The organism is Nonomuraea sp. WAC 01424 (genome assembly GCF_003947315.1).
GTDB lineage: Bacteria > Actinomycetota > Actinomycetes > Streptosporangiales > Streptosporangiaceae > Nonomuraea > Nonomuraea spiralis.
Genome location: NZ_QHHZ01000024.1, coordinates 143,018 through 158,483 on the forward strand (window position 1 = coordinate 143,018; position 15,466 = coordinate 158,483).

The window sequence follows — 15,466 nt, forward strand, 5'->3', positions numbered from 1 at the left end:
CACTGCGACAGCCCCAACCTCCCCGACTCCCAGGTCTGCGCGAATTGCGGCCGCCATTTTCAGGGCGATCGCCCTGCCGCGACAGAAGTGACCAGATATCTCTGCATAGCCATGCTGATGGATGCGAAAGTGCGTAATTCCACCATTCGCTCCATTCTTCATGACCGGTTCCGGGCCGTCGCCCAGTCCCCCGGCGTCGACCTGGCCACGATGCTGAAATACGCGCTGATGGCCCAAAGACGCCAGCGCGTACGCGACGCCGTGCTGGCCGTGCTCGCCGTGGTCACCCTGCTGACGCTGTCCAGCTCGCTCGTCCTGCTGCCGCTGTTCCTGGCCTGGCTCGTCGTCTTCGTCGAGCTCTACGACGCCTACGAGTCGGTCATCCTGACCAAGCTGACCCGCGACTCCTTCGACCCGGCCGACGCGCCGCTCCCCAGCTCGCCCTCGATGCGCGACCACCTGGTCGACATCGCCGACCGCGGCGCCGGGAACGTCACGGTGTTCGCCGACTACTCCCCGTTCGTCGGCCACGGCAGCAGGATCAACAACTGGTCCTTCACCATGAACGTCGCCAAGGCCAGGCCGGGCGAGACGGTCGTGCCCTTCGCGGTCGGCGAGCTCTACGACCGGGTGGGGGCCGAGATCGGCGCCCTCGGCCTGCCCGGTCTCACCGTCGAGAACAAGTTGTTCGTCAACGGCCTCGACCTGCGTTACGAGACCGACCCCGAGCTCCAGGCGGCCGTGCTCCCCGACGCCCTCCTGCCGCCCGTGCCGATCGTGAGCGAACGGTTCATCCACGAGCTGCGCGACAACCCCCGCACCCGCGCCCGCCCGTACCTCACCGTGAGCGTGACCGGCTGGGAGGGCGAGGTGGTCATCTCGATCTTCCTGCGGTTCGTGTTGCTGGCCGAGAAGGGGATGATGTTCACCGAGGCCGGCTATTCGCTGCTGCCGCCGCTGCGCGAGGCGTACCGCGAGGTCGACCGGCTGGTCAACCACCCGCCGGCGCAGCGGATGGCCCGGCTGGCCGTGGCCGCGCTGGGCCGCACGTTCGGCGGGCTGCTGCTGGCCGTCCCCAACACTGTCGCCGCCGTGTCGGAGCCGGGCAGGCGCAGGCGGCAGCACCGGGCCGGCATCAAGGCCATCCGCGGCCACACCTTCAACTACGGCGCCGCCCACAACCCCCGCGAACGCGCCACCGACAACCTCTACCACCGCTACTTCCAGCAGCTCGACAAGGAGATGTACGTCAAGGCCGCCGAGCAGCGCATCATGGACGCCGTCGCCGACTTCCTGGAGGAGCACAACGTCGACGTGAGCGACCTGCGCGACCGCCAGACGACCATCCTCAACAACGGCATCTTCGTCACCGGCCAGGCCCAGGTCACCACCAACAGCATGGCGGCCGGCACGGGCGCGGTGGCGCGGGCGGAGAGCCGCATCAGGCAGGGGCTCGGCCAGGCCGCCTCGGCGGCGCAGCGGAGCGCGGGATGAGCGACAACCACGGCATCCACATCAGCGGCCACGCCCACGTCCGGGCCGACGCCATGGCGGCGGGCCCGCATGCCCAGGCGCACTCCCACAAGATCGAGGACCACCGCCGCTTCGGCGACGTGCGCACCCGGCTCGACGCCCTCCTCGCCGACCTGCGCGCGGACGTCGAGCGCCACCCCGAGCTGAGGGAGGCGATCGAGGCCGCCGAGGAGGTCGGCCGCGAGCTGGACGGCGGCGAGCAGGCGCCCGGCCGGGTGCTGCGTTTCCTGGGCGTCCTCGGCTCGGGGGTCGAACGCTTCTCGGCCTTCGCCGCGGCGGCCGCCTCCATCGAGGAGAGTGTGCGCGCCCTGCTGCCGTAGCGCGGCCGTACGCCCGGATCCCGGTGTCTCGCGGTGCTGGGCGGTTGCCGGGGGCTCGGGGTTGCGGGAAGGATGGCGTGATCGACAAGGGGGTGTCGCCGGTTGCCGTCCTTCGGCCGTTCGCTCGCGGTGGTGCTGGTGTCCGGGCTGGCCGCCTGTTCCGCGCCGGGTGCCGCGCCGCCCGCGGGTGTGACGGCCGCCGCCGCCCCCGTCGCGGCCGTGTCCCGTCCCCCGCTCGTAGGCCCGGTGCGGAGCGACTGCTCGCGGGCGGGCGCCCGTGACTTCGACGGCGACGGCCGCGACGACATCGCCCTCGGCTACCTGGGCACCACCGGTCAGGTGGACGTCCTGGTGGCGGGCAAGGTCATCCGCGTCCCCACGCCGCCGGGGAACAGGATGAAGGGTTTCGGCTGGTCGGTGACCATGGCCCGGGTCGACGACGACCGCTGCGCCGATCTCGTCGTCGGCACCCGTACCCTCACCGTGGCCGGCAGGAAGGGGGCGGGCGCGGTCTACGTGCTGCACGGCGGGGCCGCCGCGCCGCCGCGCAGGCTCGTCTCGCCCAGGCCGCAGGAGGACGCGGCGTTCGGCGAGTCCGTCGCCGCCTACGGCGACCTCGTCGCGATCGGCGCGCCCGGTGAGCGGCCGGGCGGCGCGGTCTACCTGTTCAGGAACGGCTCGTTCGTCCGGCGCATCACCCAGGACACACCCGGCGTGCCGGGCAACTCGGAGGTCGCCGACCGATTCGGCGACCGCCTCGCCCTCGGCCCGCTCGCCGGCGGCGGTGTGGGCCTCGCGGTCGTCGCCCCCGAGGATCACGACGACGGGCCTGGCCGCCAGGACGTCGGCTCCCGCGACGACGCGCCCCTCGGCGCGGTCACCGTCCTGCGCGACGTCACGGCCGCGCGGCTGGCCGGAGTGCGCCTCCCGCCGCCCGAGGACGAGGACGGCAGGCCGTGCACCGGCTTCGGGGACAGCCTCGTGTACGTCCCGCGTACCGGTCTGGCCGTGTTCGCGCCGCAGTGCGGCCGGTTGCGGTTCTACGACCTCACCCTCGACCCCATCCGCACGGTGACGACCCTCAGATCGCCGTGGGACGCCGACCTGGCCGCCTCCGCCGACGGCCGGGTGGCCGCCCTGGGCAGCGATCCCAACGACCCGACCCTGTTGCTGCTGTCCCCGAAGGACCCGTCCGCCGACCGCAGGCTCGCGGGCGACTATCTGGCCCACACCGTCCAGAGGGGGATCGCGTTCAGCGGGGGCCGGATCGTGGTCCCGCTGGAGGGAGCGGCCGACGTGGCCGTCGTCGATCCCGTCACGGGGAAGGCCGACCTGGTCAAGACCGCGACCGGCGACCTCTTCGTCAAGGCCGTCGCGGGCTGAGGGCGGCCGGCTGCCGCTCGTGCTCGACGGGCATCGGACGTTCGTGGAACCCGCCCTCCGCGTCGCGGACGATCACGCCGCTCTCCTGACCGTGCTCCAGGACGTGCCGGTCCTGGAGCCGGAGGCCCAGGCAGAGCCGGTACGTCAGCCAGAACGCGATGACCGGGCCGAGGAGCACGGCGTACCTGAAGAAGATCGTCACGGCCTCCACCGAGAGGTGGAACTGGTGGGCGAGCTGGTCGTTGGCCGCCGCGGCCCACAGCAGCCCGTAGAAACCGACGCCGGCCGCCGCGACGGCGGTCCGTACGGGCGCCTCGCGCGGCCGGTCCAGTACGGCGGGACCGGTGAGCTCGGCGGCCAGGCGGCTCCGGCTCTTGGGCCGGCCGAGCGCGTCCCGCCGGGTCAGGCGCCGCAGGACCAGCCGCTCACCCAGCGGGTAACCGGCCAGGACGGTGAAGAACACACCGGGCATCACCAGCGCTGGGACCAGGACCGCGAGGCTGAGCGTGTACCCCCCGATCGTCAGCTCCCATCCCGGCATGATCCGCAGGGCGCCGTCGAGGAAGCCCATGTACCAGTCGGGCACCGACCCGGCCGAGATCTGGCCGGGGCCGGCGGGGCCGTACAGCCAGATCGGGGCGATCTGGAAGGCCAGCCCCAGGATGACGAGCACCCCGATCGTCGCGCCCGCCATCAGCGGGCGGGCGCCGGGGCGGCCCTGCGCCGACGCGCCGAACCGCGAGTGCCCGTGCCGCCGCACCAGCCATTCGCGGGCGGCCAGCAGCACGGCGATGGCGGCCGGGACCACCAGCACGTGCGCCCAGTACATCGTGGGGATGATGGTGTCGCCGGGGAACTGCGCGCCGAAGAGCAGCTGGCTCGCGTACGAACCCACGACGGGGATGGACAGCAGGACCGACTGGATCAGCCACAGGCTCCCGCCCGAGAGCATGTCGTCGGGCAGGACGTTGCCGGTCTCCCCCGCGGCCATCCCCAGCGGCAGCAGCGTCACCCAGATCAGCCATTGCGGCATGCGCGGCCGGCGGAACGCGGCGGTGACGAACATCCGCAACAACTGGAGCGCGACGGCCGCCACGAACACCAGCGCCGACCAGTGGTGCACCTGGCGGACGAAGAGGCCGCCGCGCACCTCCAGGCTCAGCCGCATCGCCGAGTCGAACGCCCGGCTGACCGGGACGCCGTTCAGCGGCGTGTAGACGCCCTGATAGAGCACCGGGGACATGTCGGGGTCGAAGAACACCATGAGAAACACCCCGGTCAGCAGCAGGACGGCGAAGGACCAGATCGCCACCTCGCCGAACATGAACGACCAATGACCGAGCCCTGACGACAGACGCTTGCGTACCGGCGAGCGCATGGGACCCTCCTCGTTTCCTCTTCGCCCTCTTGACGGCATCGGCCGCCGAGATGTGACGTGCGAGAGGGTTTCGGCGAGGGTGAGTTACGTCATACGCGGCCGCGGGCGGTCAGGAGACGGCCTTGCCGAGCAGGTCGGCGAGCTCGACGGGGGCCGACACCATCGGCCAGTGTCCCGTGGGCAGGTCGAAGCGCCGCCACGGAGACCGGCTCAGGTAGGCGAGCATGGGCAGACCGGCGTCCAGCAGGCGCGTGAAGTCGTGGCAGGCGATCAGGACGCGGTCCACGTCGGCGCCGGGCTCGACCGGCCCGGTCAGGGGCTGGGTGAAGGTGCCGAACGGCTGAGGGGTGGCACGCGCGCGCAGCACGTCCAGTCGGTCCGCGTCGAGGCCGTCGGTGCTGCTGGACAGGCCCAGGACCGTCTCGAACGACAGCCGCCAGCCATCGCCGGAGGCGGCGACCTGCTCGCGCAGTCGCTCTGCCGCCTGGGGCGGTATGAGGTCCATCATGCTCATGCCCTCGGCGAACGGGGCGCCGTCCACGTAGACCACGCGCGCCAGCCGGTTGCCGAGGCGTCCGGCCGCTCCGGTGACCGGGGCGGCGGCGTAGCTGTGGGCGACCAGTGTGACGTCGCGCAGGTCGTCGTGTTCGACGAATGCGGTGATGTCCTCGATGTGCGTGTTCAGGTCCGTCTGCGGCCCGCCCAGGACGCCCTGCTCGGCCAGGCCCGTGAGGGTCAGCGGCAACGCGGTGTGGCCCTGCTTCCGCAGCGCGAGGGCGGTGTCTTCCCAGGCCCATGCCCCGAGGCAGGCACCGGGGACGAGGACGAAGTTGGCCATGTGATCTCCCAGAAGTGAGGTACTGCCGGGGAGCGTATAGTCAATACAGGACAGAATCCGCCCTCAAATGCCGAGTGATCCATGTCGCATCCCCTCACCCGTGTGCTGACCCTGCTGGAGCTGCTCCAGTCCAACGCCCGGCTCACCGGGGCGGAGCTGGCCGAGCGGCTGGACACCGACGTCCGCACGGTGCGCCGGTACACCGCCCACCTGCGGGAGTTGGGCATCCCGGTGGAGGCCGAGCGCGGCCGGTACGGCGGTTACCGGCTGGCCCGCGGTTACCGGATGCCGCCCCTGGTCCTCACCAACGACGAGGCTCTGGCCGTCGTCCTCGGCCTGCTCGCGGCGGAACGTCTGGGCATGGGCACGGCCGCCCCCGCCAGCGCCGGCGCCCTGGTCAAGATCGAGCGGGTGCTTCCGCACGCCCTGCGCGAACCGCTCGCCGCCATGAGAGAGACGCTGTCGTTCACCGCCAACGCCGTGAGCGGGGAGGCGCCCGAGACCAGGGTCCTGCTGTCGCTGGCCCAGGCCTCCCGCTCCCGTACGACCGTCGGCATCGGCCACCGGTCCTGGCGCGAGGAGCACACCGAACGCGACCTCGACCCCTACGGCGTGGTCTTCCACACCGGCCGCTGGTACGTCGTCGGCCACGACCATCTCCGCGACGGCCTGCGGACGTTCCGCATCGACCGGATCGTCTCCCTCACTCCCCGGGACCGCCGCTTCGCCGCCCCCGACGGCTTCGACCCGGTGGCCCACCTGACCTCGACCCTGGCCCAGGGCACCTACCGCTGGCAGGTCGAGGTGACGGTCCACGGCCCGCTCGACGCGATCGCCCGCCGGGTGCCGCGCTCGGCGGTGACCCTCACCACGCGGCCCGGCGGCGTTCTCCTGCGCACGCGGGCGGAGCGGCTGGACAGCGTGGCACACCTGCTCGCCTCGCTGGAATGGCCCTTCACCGTCCACCAGCCGGACGAACTGCGAGGGGCGCTCAGGAGCCTCGCCGACCGGCTCGCGGCGATCGCCGCGCAGGGCCCGGCCGAGCCACCGCGCTGATGGGCTCGCCGGCCGGAGTGGCGCTCGGGTACGGGCCACTCCGGCAGGCCGCGGTCAGGGACGCGGCCGGCGGCTCATCCCTTCACCGCTCCGCCGAGCAGCCCCGAGACGAACTGCTTCTGGAAGACGAAGAAGATCAGCATGAGCGGGAGCGTGGCGAGCAGCGCGCCCAGCATCAGCCCGGAGTAGTCGACGCGGGTCAGCCCGGTGAGGTGGCTGAGCGCGACCGGCAACACGTACTTCTCCTCGCTGGTGAGCATGAGCAGGGGCCAGATGAAGGAGTTCCACTGGCTCATGAAGGTGAAGATGACCAGCGCGCCGAGCTGCGGCCGTACGACGGGGAGCACGATCCGGTAGAAGATGCGCAGGTCGCCTGCCCCGTCGAGGCGTCCGCTCTCGATGAGCTGGTCGGGGAAGTCGAGGAAGGCCTGACGCATGAGGAAGATGCCGAAGGAGTTCGCCAGGAACGGGATGATGATCGACTCGTAGGAGTCGACCCAGCCGATGCTGGCCATCATCTGGAACAGCGGCACCAGCAGCACCTGGAACGGGATCATCATGGTCGCCAGGATCACCGCGAGCAGCAGGCCGCGCCCGCGGAACTGGTACTTGGCCAGGCCGTACCCGCCCATGGCGCTGACCAGCACGGACAGCGCCGTGTAGACGACGGCCGTGCCGAGGCTGTTGAGCACCACGCGGGAGAAGCCGATCGTCTCCTCCAGCGACTTCAGGTTCGCCAGCAGGTCGTCGCCGGGCAGGAACGGCGGCGGGCTGCGGAACAACTCCGTCGTGTCGTGCGTGGAGGCGACGAACATCCAGTAGAACGGCGCGATGCTGATCACGGCGCCGACTGCCATCAAGAGCCAGAGCAGCAGGCGTTTCATGCCTTCTCCTTCCCGAACCACTTGAACTGGGCGTAGGAGAGCACCCCGATGAGCAGCACCACCACCCAGGCCATCGCGGCGGCGTAACCGAAGTCGAACTGCTTGAAGCCGACCTGGTAGAGCAGCAGGATCGGGGACGTGGTCGCGTCGTCGGGGCCGCCGTCGGTGAGCAGCTTGTTCTCGTCGAACAGTTGCAGCGTGCCGATCGTCGAGGTGATCGAGCAGAACAGGATCACCGGCTTGAGCTGCGGCACGATCACGCTGACGAACGTGCGCAGCGGCCCGGCCCCGTCGATCGCGGACGCCTCGTACTGCTCCTTGCCGATCGCCTGCAACCCGGCCAGCAGGATGATCATGTTGTAGCCGGTCCACCGCCAGGTGATGGACCCGATCAGCGCCACCCGTGCCCAGAGGGGGTCGTCCAGCCAGGCGATCTCGACGCCGAGCAACTGGTTGACCATGCCGCCGTCGGTACGCAGCAGCACCCGGAACACCACCGCGTACGCGACCAGCGTCGTCACGGCGGGCAGGAAGTACGCGATCCGCAACGTGGAACGGAACCGCAACCACGACTGGTTGAGCACGAACGCCAGAGCCAGCGCCAGCCCGATCATGATCGGCACCTGGATGACCAGGATCAGCCCGACGTTGATCAGGGACTGCAGGAACCTGTCGTCGTGCAGCAGCCGCTGGTAGTTGTCCAGGCCCGCCCATTCGGTGACGCCGTCCTCGGTGCGTTGCAGGCTCTGCCAGAGACTGGCGCCGAGCGGGTAGGCGAAGAAGAGCGCCAGCAGCGCAGCGGCGGGCCCCGCGAAAACCCAGGGGACCAGACGGCGCCGAACGATCACGCGATCTCCCGCTTCGTCGCGGACGCGAGCTGCTCCGCCGCGTCGTCGAGCACGGCCTTGGGGTCCTTCCCGCCCACCACGGCCCGCTGGAGCAGCTTCTTCAGCAGCTCACTGGCCTCGGCGTCGTCATCGGTCGACTCCACGGCCGGGATGTCGCGCACCTGGTCGGCGAAGATCTTGTTGACCGGCTGCCCGCCGAAGTACTCGACCGGCTCGGAGAAGTACGGGTCGGCCAGCGCGGGCAGGTACGCCGGGAACAGCGACTCCTGCTTCATCATCGACAACTGGCTGTCCTTGTTCGCCGTGACGAACTCGACGAACGCCCACGCCGCCTGCTGGTTCTTGGTCTGGCCCGTGACCGCCAGCATCGAACCCCCGTTGGCCGAGGTACGGACCCCACCCGCCTCGAACGCGGGCAGCGGGATCACCCCGAACTTGCCCTTGAGCTCGGGCATCTCCGACGTCAGCGTGCCCGTCCACCAGACCGCGGTGGGGGCGACGGCCGCCTTGCCCTCCTTGGTCGCGGTGACCCGGCCGTCCCAGCCCTTCTCGTTCTGCAGCAGGCCCTTCTCGTTCAGGGTCTTGATCAACGTCAGCGCCTTGACCGCGGCGGGCGTGTTGACCGCGATCTTGCCGTCCACGAACATGCCCTGCTTCTGCTGCTGCAACAGCGTGGTGAAGAACGGCGCGCTGTTGCCCAGGTCGGAGACCATCAGCTTCTTGCCTGTCTTCGCCTTCAGCGTCTCGCCGGCCTTGACCAGGTCGTCCCAGGTCTGGATGTCGTCGGCCTTGATCCCGGCCTGCTCGAAGTAGTCACGCCGGTAGAACAGCCCGACCGGCGCGGAGTCCCAGGGCATCGCGAACAGCTTGCCGCCCTCGCCGGAGGCGGTCCGCCACTTGGCCGGGTCGAAGTCCGCCTTGAGCTTGCCGGCGACCGGGCCGAGGTCGGCCAGGCCGTTGGGGAAGTTCTTGGCGTAGCCGGGGACCCGCTCGTCCTCCAGGTGCACGACGTCGGGCAGGCCCGTACCCGACTGGAGGCCGACCGTGACCTTCTCGTAGATGTTGTCGTAGCCGACGTCGGTCACGTCGATCTTCACCTTCGGGTGGAGCTTGGTGAACTCGGGCGCGAGCCGCTTCAGCGCCGTGGCGCCGACGTCGAACGACCACACCTTGACCTCGCCGGACAGCTCGGCGGGGGTGGACGCGGCGATCGCGGGGGCAGGGCGCTGGCCCGCGCCCGTGCCGCCGGTGGCACAGCCGGCAGCGAGAAGTCCGGTGGCGAGCAGCCCGGCCGCGATTCTGTGGATCTTCACGGTGACCTCTTGGATCTGTAGCATGTCACACTCTGAATACTGAGTGCTGAGTAAAGTACGCTGAATACGCGCGGTGCACCAGAGGTGAATGTGGAACGACCCTCCGGATCTCCGTCCGGCGAGAGTCCGGTCGCGGGTTGTGCGCCGCTCCCCCGGTGGCGATGATCAGTCATTCGCGCCGTGGAGAGAGGGGAGCCCGCATGGGGAACGTGCTGCTGACAGGGGCCACAGGAGGCATCGGAACAGCGCTGGTCAGCGCCCTGGAGGCGGCCGGGCACCGGGTGATCGCAGTGGGAGAGCTGACGGACGTACGGGCGGTGGTGCACTGCGCCGGGATCTCGCCCGTCGAGGCCGTCGCCGAGTCCGGCCCGACACCTGGCGGCGCACGATGGCGGTGAACGTGGCCTCCGCCGCCGAGCTGGTACGGCTCGCGCTGCCCGCGTTGCGGCGCGCCAAGGGGCACGTGATCTTCGTCAACGCCTCCCCCGGGCTGACCGGGGTCGCCCGCTGGTCGGCGTTCGTCGCCAGCAAGGCGGCGCTGCGGGAACTGGCCGATTCGCTGCGCGAGGAGGAGGCCGTCCACGGGGTCCGGGTCGCCACGGTCTACCCCGCGGCCACGGCGACCGACTCCTATGCCTGCGAGCTGTCCGTGTTGCCGTCGCCACGCTGAATCCGCCGCCTGACCGGGTGAGCCCGGCCCCGGTCGTGGGTCAGTGCTCGCCGGTGGTGCCGAACTCGACCTCGATGTGGGGTGACAGCGCCCGCAGGAAGTCCGGCGCGTCGAAGATCCTCCCCGCCGAGGCGACCCCGGCGGCCCTGGTCCGGCCGGTCAGGACGCGCTGCACGGCCTCCACGGCGAGCGGCGCGCTGACGGCGTAGATGTCCCGGCCCCTGGCCACCGCCCGGCGTTCCCCGGCGCCCGAACGCACGACGACGTCCACCACGAACGACTGCGCCGACCGCCCGTGCTCGTCGGCCGCGACCGGGGCCGGGGTGTCGGGCCTGGCGATGTCCCTGGCCGCCTCGACCGTCATGTACGTGCGCACCTCGGGGATCGCCAGGTGGCTCGGGACGGTCACGATGTCGGCCATGGAGAACTCCGCGATGACGTCGCGGGCCCCCGTCGGCTCGGGGAAGAACCACTTCTCGGCCGGCGCCTCGTCGTCGCGGTACTCCAGCCGGCCGCCGGAGTGGCGGACGCGCCGGCCCTCGCGCCGTTCCCGGGAGACCCGGCCGGCGGCGCGGGTGCCGTTCGTGGGGTGCCAGCTGTCCAGGCCGTAGGCGATGTGGGCCTGGTCGGCCTCGGTCCAGTCGCCCATCGCCGCCGTGACCAGCAGGTCGCCGAGCCCGCCGTAGAAGGCCATCGCGGGCACGACCACGGTCCCCGCGGCCTCGGCGCGGGCGGCGTACAGCTCGAAGGTGTCGAGGTTGGCCTCGATCTCGGCGGCGACGTCCACGTAGGGGATGCCGGCGCGCAGGGCCGCCTCGATCACGGGACCGGCCGTGACGGCGAAGGGCCCGGCGCAGTTGATCACCGCGTCGGCCCCGTCCAGCGCCCGGTCCAGCGCGGCGGGATCGTCCACCGACGCCTGCCTGGCCTCCACCCCGGGGTACGACTCCGCCAGCGCCCGCAACGCCTCGGGGTCCCGGCCCACCAGAACGGGCACCAGTCCGCGCCGCGATGCCTCCGCCACCACGAAGCGGCCCGTGTGCCCGTACGCGCCGTAGACCGCCACCGTGGAATCCGTCGTCATGGTCTTTCTCCTGTCCGAATCATTCACCCGGACATCGTGGCAACCAGCGCGATCCCGGCGCGAGCGTCCGGAACGACACGATGCGTACAATTCCGGACGTGAGCACAGTCGCTGTCGCCGTGGCCGACGGGATCCTGCACTTCGAACTGGCGCTGGCCTGCGAACTGCTCGGCTCGCCCCCGCCGGTGCCCGTGGAGGGCTGGTACGAGGTCGTCATCTGCGGCGCGGGTCCCGTCCGGGCGGACGGGCGTTTCCTGCTCGAACCCGACGCCGGGCTCGACCGGCTCGTACGGGCCGACACCGTGATCGTCCCGGGCTGGGCCGAGGTCGACGTGGAGCCGCCGGCGGACCTCGTCCAGGCGGTGCGGGCGGCGTACGAGGCCGGGGCGCGGGTGGCCTCGCTCTGCACGGGCGCCTTCGTCCTGGCCGCCGCCGGCCTGCTGGACGGGCGGCGCGCCACCACCCACTGGGCCCACACCGCGACGCTGGCCGCCCGCCATCCCCGCGTCGACGTCGATCCGGACGTGCTCTACGTGGACGAGGGCCGCGTGCTCACCGCCGCGGGCAAGGCCGCCGCCCTGGACCTGTGCCTGCACCTGGTCCGCCGCGACCACGGCGCGGCCGTGGCCAACGCGGTCGCGCGGCGGCTGGTCGTCGCGCCGCACCGGCCCGGCGGCCAGGCCCAGTTCGTCGCCACCCCGGTCCCGGAGCCGCGCGGCCACCCCCTCAGCGACCTGCTGGCCTGGACGGGCCGCCACCTGGACCAGCCGCTGACGGTCGAGGACCTGGCCCGCCGGGCGAACATGAGCTCCCGCCACCTCGGCCGCCACTTCAGGTCCATGACGGGCACCACCCCGCTGCAATGGCTGCTGACCCAGCGCATCCGCCGCGCCCAGGAGTTGCTGGAGACCACCGACGACAGCGTGGACGCCATCGCCGAGGCCACCGGCATGGGCACCGCGGCCACGCTGCGTCGCCACTTCAACCGCACCGTCGGCGTGCCCCCGGACGCCTACCGCCGCACCTTCCGCGCCCGCCGCCTTTGACACCCCGTACGGCTAACCGCTATCTATTGGCTAACCGTTAGGGGGTGGTGGCGTGCAGGACGCGGTGCTGGCGATGCTCGCCAAGGAGCCGGCGCACGGCTACCACCTGCGTGCCCGGCTGCGGCAGAGCCTCGGGCCGCTGGGCGAGTCGATGAACCCCGGCCAGATCTACGTGACCCTGACCCGGCTGGAGAAGGCCGGGCTCGTGGTCTGCGAACGCGCCGACGGCCTGCCCGAACGGCCGGAACGCAAGGTCTACGCGCTGACGCCGGCCGGTCAGCGCCGGGTCGCGGCCTGGCTGGCCGAGGTGGGCTGGCCGAAACCGGACCTGGCGGAGTTCCATCTCAAGCTCGTCGCCGCCGCGGCGGCCCGGCTCGCCGACCCGGTCGGGCTGGTGGCGGCGCAGCGCCGCGAGCTGATGCGCCGCCTGAGCGAGGCGCAGCGGGCGGCGCTGGCCGAACCGGCGGGATCGGGCGCCGGCCTGCTGCTGGAAGGCGTCGTACTGCGGTTGCAGGCGGACCTGCGCTGGCTGGACGCCTGCGAACGCGCCTGGTCCGAGGCCGACGACGAAGTTGAGGACGCATGAACGTGTTACGGGCCCACGGCCTGGTGAAGACGCACGGCCAGGGGCAGAGCCGGGTCCGCGCGGTGGACGAGGTCGACCTGGAGGTGCCCGAAGGGCAGACCGTGGCGGTGATGGGCCCGAGCGGCTGCGGCAAGTCCACGCTGCTGCACCTGCTGAGCGGCCTGGAGCGGCCGACCGGCGGAGAGGTGTGGCTGGCCGGGCGGCGCATCGACACGCTGAGCGAGCGGGCCCTGGCCCGGCTGCGGCGCCGGTCCGTGGGGTTCGTCTTCCAGGCGTTCCACCTGGTGGAGGAGCTGTCGGCGGCCGAGAACGTCGAGCTGCCCGTACTGCTGGCCGGGCGTTCGCCGCGCGAGGCCAGGCGGCGCGCGGGCCTGCTGCTGGAACGGGTCGGGCTCGACTCGCGTGCCCGGCACCTGCCCTCGCAACTGTCGGGCGGGCAGCGGCAGCGGGTCGCCATCGCCCGCGCCCTCGCCAACGACCCGCTGGTCGTGCTGGCCGACGAGCCGACCGGCAACCTCGACTCCGCCGCGACGCTCGACGTGCTGCGGATCTTCGAGGGCCTGCGGTCCGCGGGACAGACCCTCGTGATCGTCACGCACGACGAACGGGTCGCGGCCACCGCCGACCGGCTGGTCTCGATGCGCGACGGGATGTTCGTCGACGACACCCGGCTGGCCGGCTCCTCCACGGGCGGGCTCGGCGGGCTGATCGGGCTGGAGGGCTGACCGGCATGGGCTCCGTCGTGCTCGTCGTACGTCTGGTGCTGGCCGACGTGCGCCGGCACCGGGTCCAGGCCGCGATGTTGCTGCTCGCGGTCGCCGTGGCCACCGCCACGATGGCCCTCGGCCTGTCCCTGCGCGGTGCGAGCGACGCCCTGTACGAGCAGACCCGCGCGGCCACCGCCGGGCCCGACGTGGTGGCGCTCTCCGGCGACACGGGCCGGACCGTGACCTCGGCGCTGGCCGCGCTGGCGAAGGCCTCCGAGGTGACCGCCCACCACGGCCCCTACCGCATCGTCTACGCCGACCTCACCACCCGCGACGCCACGTCCTCCCCCGTCGTCGTGCACGGCTTCGCTGAGAAGCCCGGCACGGTCAACCGGCCGCTGCTGACCTCGGGCCGTTGGGTGCGTCCCGGCGGCGCCGTCCTCGAACGCGGCTTCGCCACCGCGCTGGGCGTCGGCGTCGGCGACCGGGTCACCATCGCGGGCCGGTCGTACCCCGTGGTCGGGATCGCCGTCACCGCGGCCACCTCCATCTACCCCTGGGCGGCGCAGATCGGGCCGGGCGGCGGCCCCACCGACTACACCGGCCTGGCCTGGATGACCCGGTCGGACGCCCGGACACTGGCTGCGTCGCGGGATCTGCCGGTGAGCCTGGCCATCGACCTCAAGCTGCGCGACCCCGCCGCCGTCACGGCCTTCCGCGACGCCCACCGGGACCCCGGCGCGCGGATCAACTTCCACTCCTGGCAGTTCATGGCCCAGCAGGACACCGTCATCCTGCGGTCCAGCCGGCCGATCCTGGTCGTCGGCAGCTGGTTGCTCGGCTTCCTGGCCGTCACCGGGGTGGCCGCGCTGGCCGCGGGCCGCGCCGCCGAGCAGACGCGCCGGGCCGGGCTGCTCAAGGCCGTCGGCGCGACGCCGGGGCTGATCGCCACCGTCCTGCTCACCGAGTACCTGGCGCTGGCGCTGGCCGGCGACGCCCTGGGGCTGACGATCGCCGGCCTGGCCGGGCCCGCCGTCGCCAGTCCCACCGCCAGCCGGATCGGCGACGCCGTCGTGCTGACCGGCGCGACCGTCGCCGCGGCGACCGTGCTCGCCGTGGCGGTGGCGGTGCTGTCCACGTTGCGTCCGACGCTGCGGGCCCTGCGTACGGCGACCGTCACGGCGCTGTCCGTCACCGCCCACCAGCCCCGTCACCGTCCCCGGCTCACCGCGCTGTCGGCGCTGCTGCCCACGTCGTTCCTGCTCGGGCTGCGGCTGACCGCCCGCCGGCCGGGACGGGCCGTGCTCCAGGCGTGCGCCACCGCGACCACGGTGATCGCGATCGTCGCCCTGCTGGCCCTGTACGCCCAGCCGGAGAGGGGCTACGGCCTGGACGGCTCCGCCGCCCTGCCCAACCTGCGGGGCGAGCACGACCGCCGGTTGATGCTCGCCGTCGCCCTCCTGCTGGTCGCGCTCGCCGTCGTGAACACCGTCACCTTCACCTGGACCACCGCCATGGAGGCGCGGGCGAACATGGCCGTCGCCCGTACGCTCGGGGCCACCCCGGGGCAGGTCACCGCCGGGCTGGCCGCGGCCCAGCTGTTTCCGGCGCTGCCGGGCGCGCTGGCCGGCGTTCCCCTGGGCGTCGTGTTGTGCTCGGTCCTCAGTCCCGGGAGGGTGGTCATGCCTGCGTCGTCCTGGCTGTTCGGGGCGGCCCTGGCGATCCTGCTGGCGACGGCGGCGTTCACCGCCGTGCCCGCGCGCCTGGCGGCCCGGCGTCCGGTGGCGGCCGCCCTTGGTGCCGAGACGGCCTGATCGCGT

The 15,466-nt window shown here is 72.2% G+C and carries 16 protein-coding genes; 10 read left to right on the forward strand and 6 right to left on the reverse strand.

What is annotated here, in order from left to right; genetic code table 11:
- Positions 1–129: 129 nt before the first annotated feature.
- The 3 genes from DMB42_RS47055 to DMB42_RS47065 all read left to right on the forward strand — a co-directional run bounded on the left by DMB42_RS47055 (position 130) and on the right by DMB42_RS47065 (position 3,236).
- Positions 130–1,494 carry a hypothetical protein gene (locus DMB42_RS47055; protein ID WP_125646834.1) on the forward strand — a complete coding sequence of 455 codons (1,365 nt, stop codon included), beginning with the start codon at positions 130–132 and terminating at the stop codon, positions 1,492–1,494.
- Positions 1,491–1,853, forward strand: coding sequence for a hypothetical protein (locus DMB42_RS47060; protein ID WP_125646837.1), 363 nt, complete (start codon positions 1,491–1,493; stop codon positions 1,851–1,853). Before DMB42_RS47055 ends, DMB42_RS47060 begins: the two co-directional genes overlap by 4 nt.
- Before the next feature lie 102 nt (positions 1,854–1,955).
- Positions 1,956–3,236, forward strand: coding sequence for a hypothetical protein (locus DMB42_RS47065; protein ID WP_125646840.1), 1,281 nt, complete (start codon positions 1,956–1,958; stop codon positions 3,234–3,236).
- Here the strand turns inward: DMB42_RS47065 and DMB42_RS47070 are convergent.
- Both DMB42_RS47070 and DMB42_RS47075 read right to left on the reverse strand, forming a co-directional pair.
- Entirely contained in the window at positions 3,217–4,614 is a 1,398-nt protein-coding gene (locus tag DMB42_RS47070; RefSeq protein ID WP_185845238.1) for a cytochrome b N-terminal domain-containing protein, read from the reverse strand. The genes DMB42_RS47065 and DMB42_RS47070 overlap by 20 nt on opposite strands.
- A 109-nt stretch (positions 4,615–4,723) precedes the next feature.
- The gene (locus DMB42_RS47075; RefSeq protein ID WP_125646846.1) at positions 4,724–5,452 is read right to left on the reverse strand and encodes an alpha/beta fold hydrolase; all 729 of its coding nucleotides are present in this window, start codon (positions 5,450–5,452) and stop codon (positions 4,724–4,726) included.
- Between the two features lie 81 nt (positions 5,453–5,533).
- Here DMB42_RS47075 and DMB42_RS47080 point away from each other — a divergent pair, with 81 nt between their 5' ends.
- A complete protein-coding gene (locus DMB42_RS47080; RefSeq protein ID WP_125646850.1) occupies positions 5,534–6,508 on the forward strand; it encodes a YafY family protein in 975 nt (324 codons plus the stop codon).
- Between the two features lie 74 nt (positions 6,509–6,582).
- Here DMB42_RS47080 and DMB42_RS47085 read toward each other — a convergent pair whose 3' ends face one another.
- From DMB42_RS47085 to DMB42_RS47095, 3 genes are read right to left on the reverse strand one after another with little or no spacing between them, the layout of a single operon-like run.
- Entirely contained in the window at positions 6,583–7,392 is an 810-nt protein-coding gene (locus DMB42_RS47085) for a carbohydrate ABC transporter permease (RefSeq protein ID WP_125646852.1), read from the reverse strand.
- Positions 7,389–8,240, reverse strand: a complete 852-nt coding sequence (locus DMB42_RS47090) for a carbohydrate ABC transporter permease (protein ID WP_221762679.1) — start codon at positions 8,238–8,240, stop codon at positions 7,389–7,391. Before DMB42_RS47090 ends, DMB42_RS47085 begins: the two co-directional genes overlap by 4 nt.
- The gene (locus DMB42_RS47095) at positions 8,237–9,553 is read right to left on the reverse strand and encodes a sugar ABC transporter substrate-binding protein (RefSeq protein ID WP_221762680.1); all 1,317 of its coding nucleotides are present in this window, start codon (positions 9,551–9,553) and stop codon (positions 8,237–8,239) included. The genes DMB42_RS47090 and DMB42_RS47095 overlap by 4 nt, the downstream gene beginning before the upstream one ends.
- Before the next feature lie 200 nt (positions 9,554–9,753).
- Here DMB42_RS47095 and DMB42_RS55725 point away from each other — a divergent pair, with 200 nt between their 5' ends.
- Positions 9,754–9,951, forward strand: coding sequence for an NAD-dependent epimerase/dehydratase family protein (locus DMB42_RS55725; protein ID WP_260478350.1), 198 nt, complete (start codon positions 9,754–9,756; stop codon positions 9,949–9,951).
- Complete coding sequence (locus DMB42_RS55730) at positions 9,942–10,223, forward strand: SDR family NAD(P)-dependent oxidoreductase (RefSeq protein WP_260478351.1); 282 nt, start codon at positions 9,942–9,944, stop codon at positions 10,221–10,223. Before DMB42_RS55725 ends, DMB42_RS55730 begins: the two co-directional genes overlap by 10 nt.
- 40 nt (positions 10,224–10,263) lie before the next feature.
- On the opposite strand, the gene DMB42_RS47105 is transcribed toward DMB42_RS55730, so the two are convergent.
- Positions 10,264–11,307 (reverse strand): trans-acting enoyl reductase family protein, encoded by a 1,044-nt coding sequence (locus DMB42_RS47105; protein ID WP_125646857.1) that lies wholly within the window; start codon positions 11,305–11,307, stop codon positions 10,264–10,266.
- Positions 11,308–11,405: 98 nt separating this feature from the next.
- Here DMB42_RS47105 and DMB42_RS47110 point away from each other — a divergent pair, with 98 nt between their 5' ends.
- Genes DMB42_RS47110 through DMB42_RS47125 form a run of 4 tightly spaced genes read left to right on the forward strand, consistent with a single transcriptional unit; the run spans position 11,406 to position 15,460 of the window.
- The gene (locus DMB42_RS47110) at positions 11,406–12,353 is read left to right on the forward strand and encodes a helix-turn-helix domain-containing protein (RefSeq protein ID WP_125646860.1); all 948 of its coding nucleotides are present in this window, start codon (positions 11,406–11,408) and stop codon (positions 12,351–12,353) included.
- 52 nt (positions 12,354–12,405) lie between these two features.
- On the forward strand, positions 12,406–12,939 hold the full coding sequence (locus DMB42_RS47115) for a PadR family transcriptional regulator (RefSeq protein ID WP_125646863.1): 534 nt from the start codon (positions 12,406–12,408) through the stop codon (positions 12,937–12,939).
- Positions 12,936–13,664 carry an ABC transporter ATP-binding protein gene (locus tag DMB42_RS47120; protein ID WP_125646865.1) on the forward strand — a complete coding sequence of 243 codons (729 nt, stop codon included), beginning with the start codon at positions 12,936–12,938 and terminating at the stop codon, positions 13,662–13,664. Before DMB42_RS47115 ends, DMB42_RS47120 begins: the two co-directional genes overlap by 4 nt.
- Before the next feature lie 5 nt (positions 13,665–13,669).
- The gene (locus DMB42_RS47125; protein WP_125646868.1) at positions 13,670–15,460 is read left to right on the forward strand and encodes an FtsX-like permease family protein; all 1,791 of its coding nucleotides are present in this window, start codon (positions 13,670–13,672) and stop codon (positions 15,458–15,460) included.
- The last annotated feature ends 6 nt before the right edge of the window (positions 15,461–15,466 follow it).

Excerpts from the sequence above, each read along its gene's own strand:
- DMB42_RS47060 (WP_125646837.1), top strand. The coding sequence starts at position 1,491 with ATGAGCGACAACCACGGCATCCACATCAGCGGCCACGCCCACGTCCGG.
- DMB42_RS47070 (WP_185845238.1), bottom strand. The coding sequence starts at position 4,614 with ATGCGCTCGCCGGTACGCAAGCGTCTGTCGTCAGGGCTCGGTCATTGG.
- DMB42_RS47075 (WP_125646846.1), bottom strand. The coding sequence starts at position 5,452 with ATGGCCAACTTCGTCCTCGTCCCCGGTGCCTGCCTCGGGGCATGGGCC.
- DMB42_RS47080 (WP_125646850.1), top strand. The coding sequence starts at position 5,534 with ATGTCGCATCCCCTCACCCGTGTGCTGACCCTGCTGGAGCTGCTCCAG.
- DMB42_RS47085 (WP_125646852.1), bottom strand. The coding sequence starts at position 7,392 with ATGAAACGCCTGCTGCTCTGGCTCTTGATGGCAGTCGGCGCCGTGATC.
- DMB42_RS55725 (WP_260478350.1), top strand. The coding sequence starts at position 9,754 with ATGGGGAACGTGCTGCTGACAGGGGCCACAGGAGGCATCGGAACAGCG.
- DMB42_RS55730 (WP_260478351.1), top strand. The coding sequence starts at position 9,942 with ATGGCGGTGAACGTGGCCTCCGCCGCCGAGCTGGTACGGCTCGCGCTG.
- DMB42_RS47105 (WP_125646857.1), bottom strand. The coding sequence starts at position 11,307 with ATGACGACGGATTCCACGGTGGCGGTCTACGGCGCGTACGGGCACACG.
- DMB42_RS47120 (WP_125646865.1), top strand. The coding sequence starts at position 12,936 with ATGAACGTGTTACGGGCCCACGGCCTGGTGAAGACGCACGGCCAGGGG.
- DMB42_RS47125 (WP_125646868.1), top strand. The coding sequence starts at position 13,670 with ATGGGCTCCGTCGTGCTCGTCGTACGTCTGGTGCTGGCCGACGTGCGC.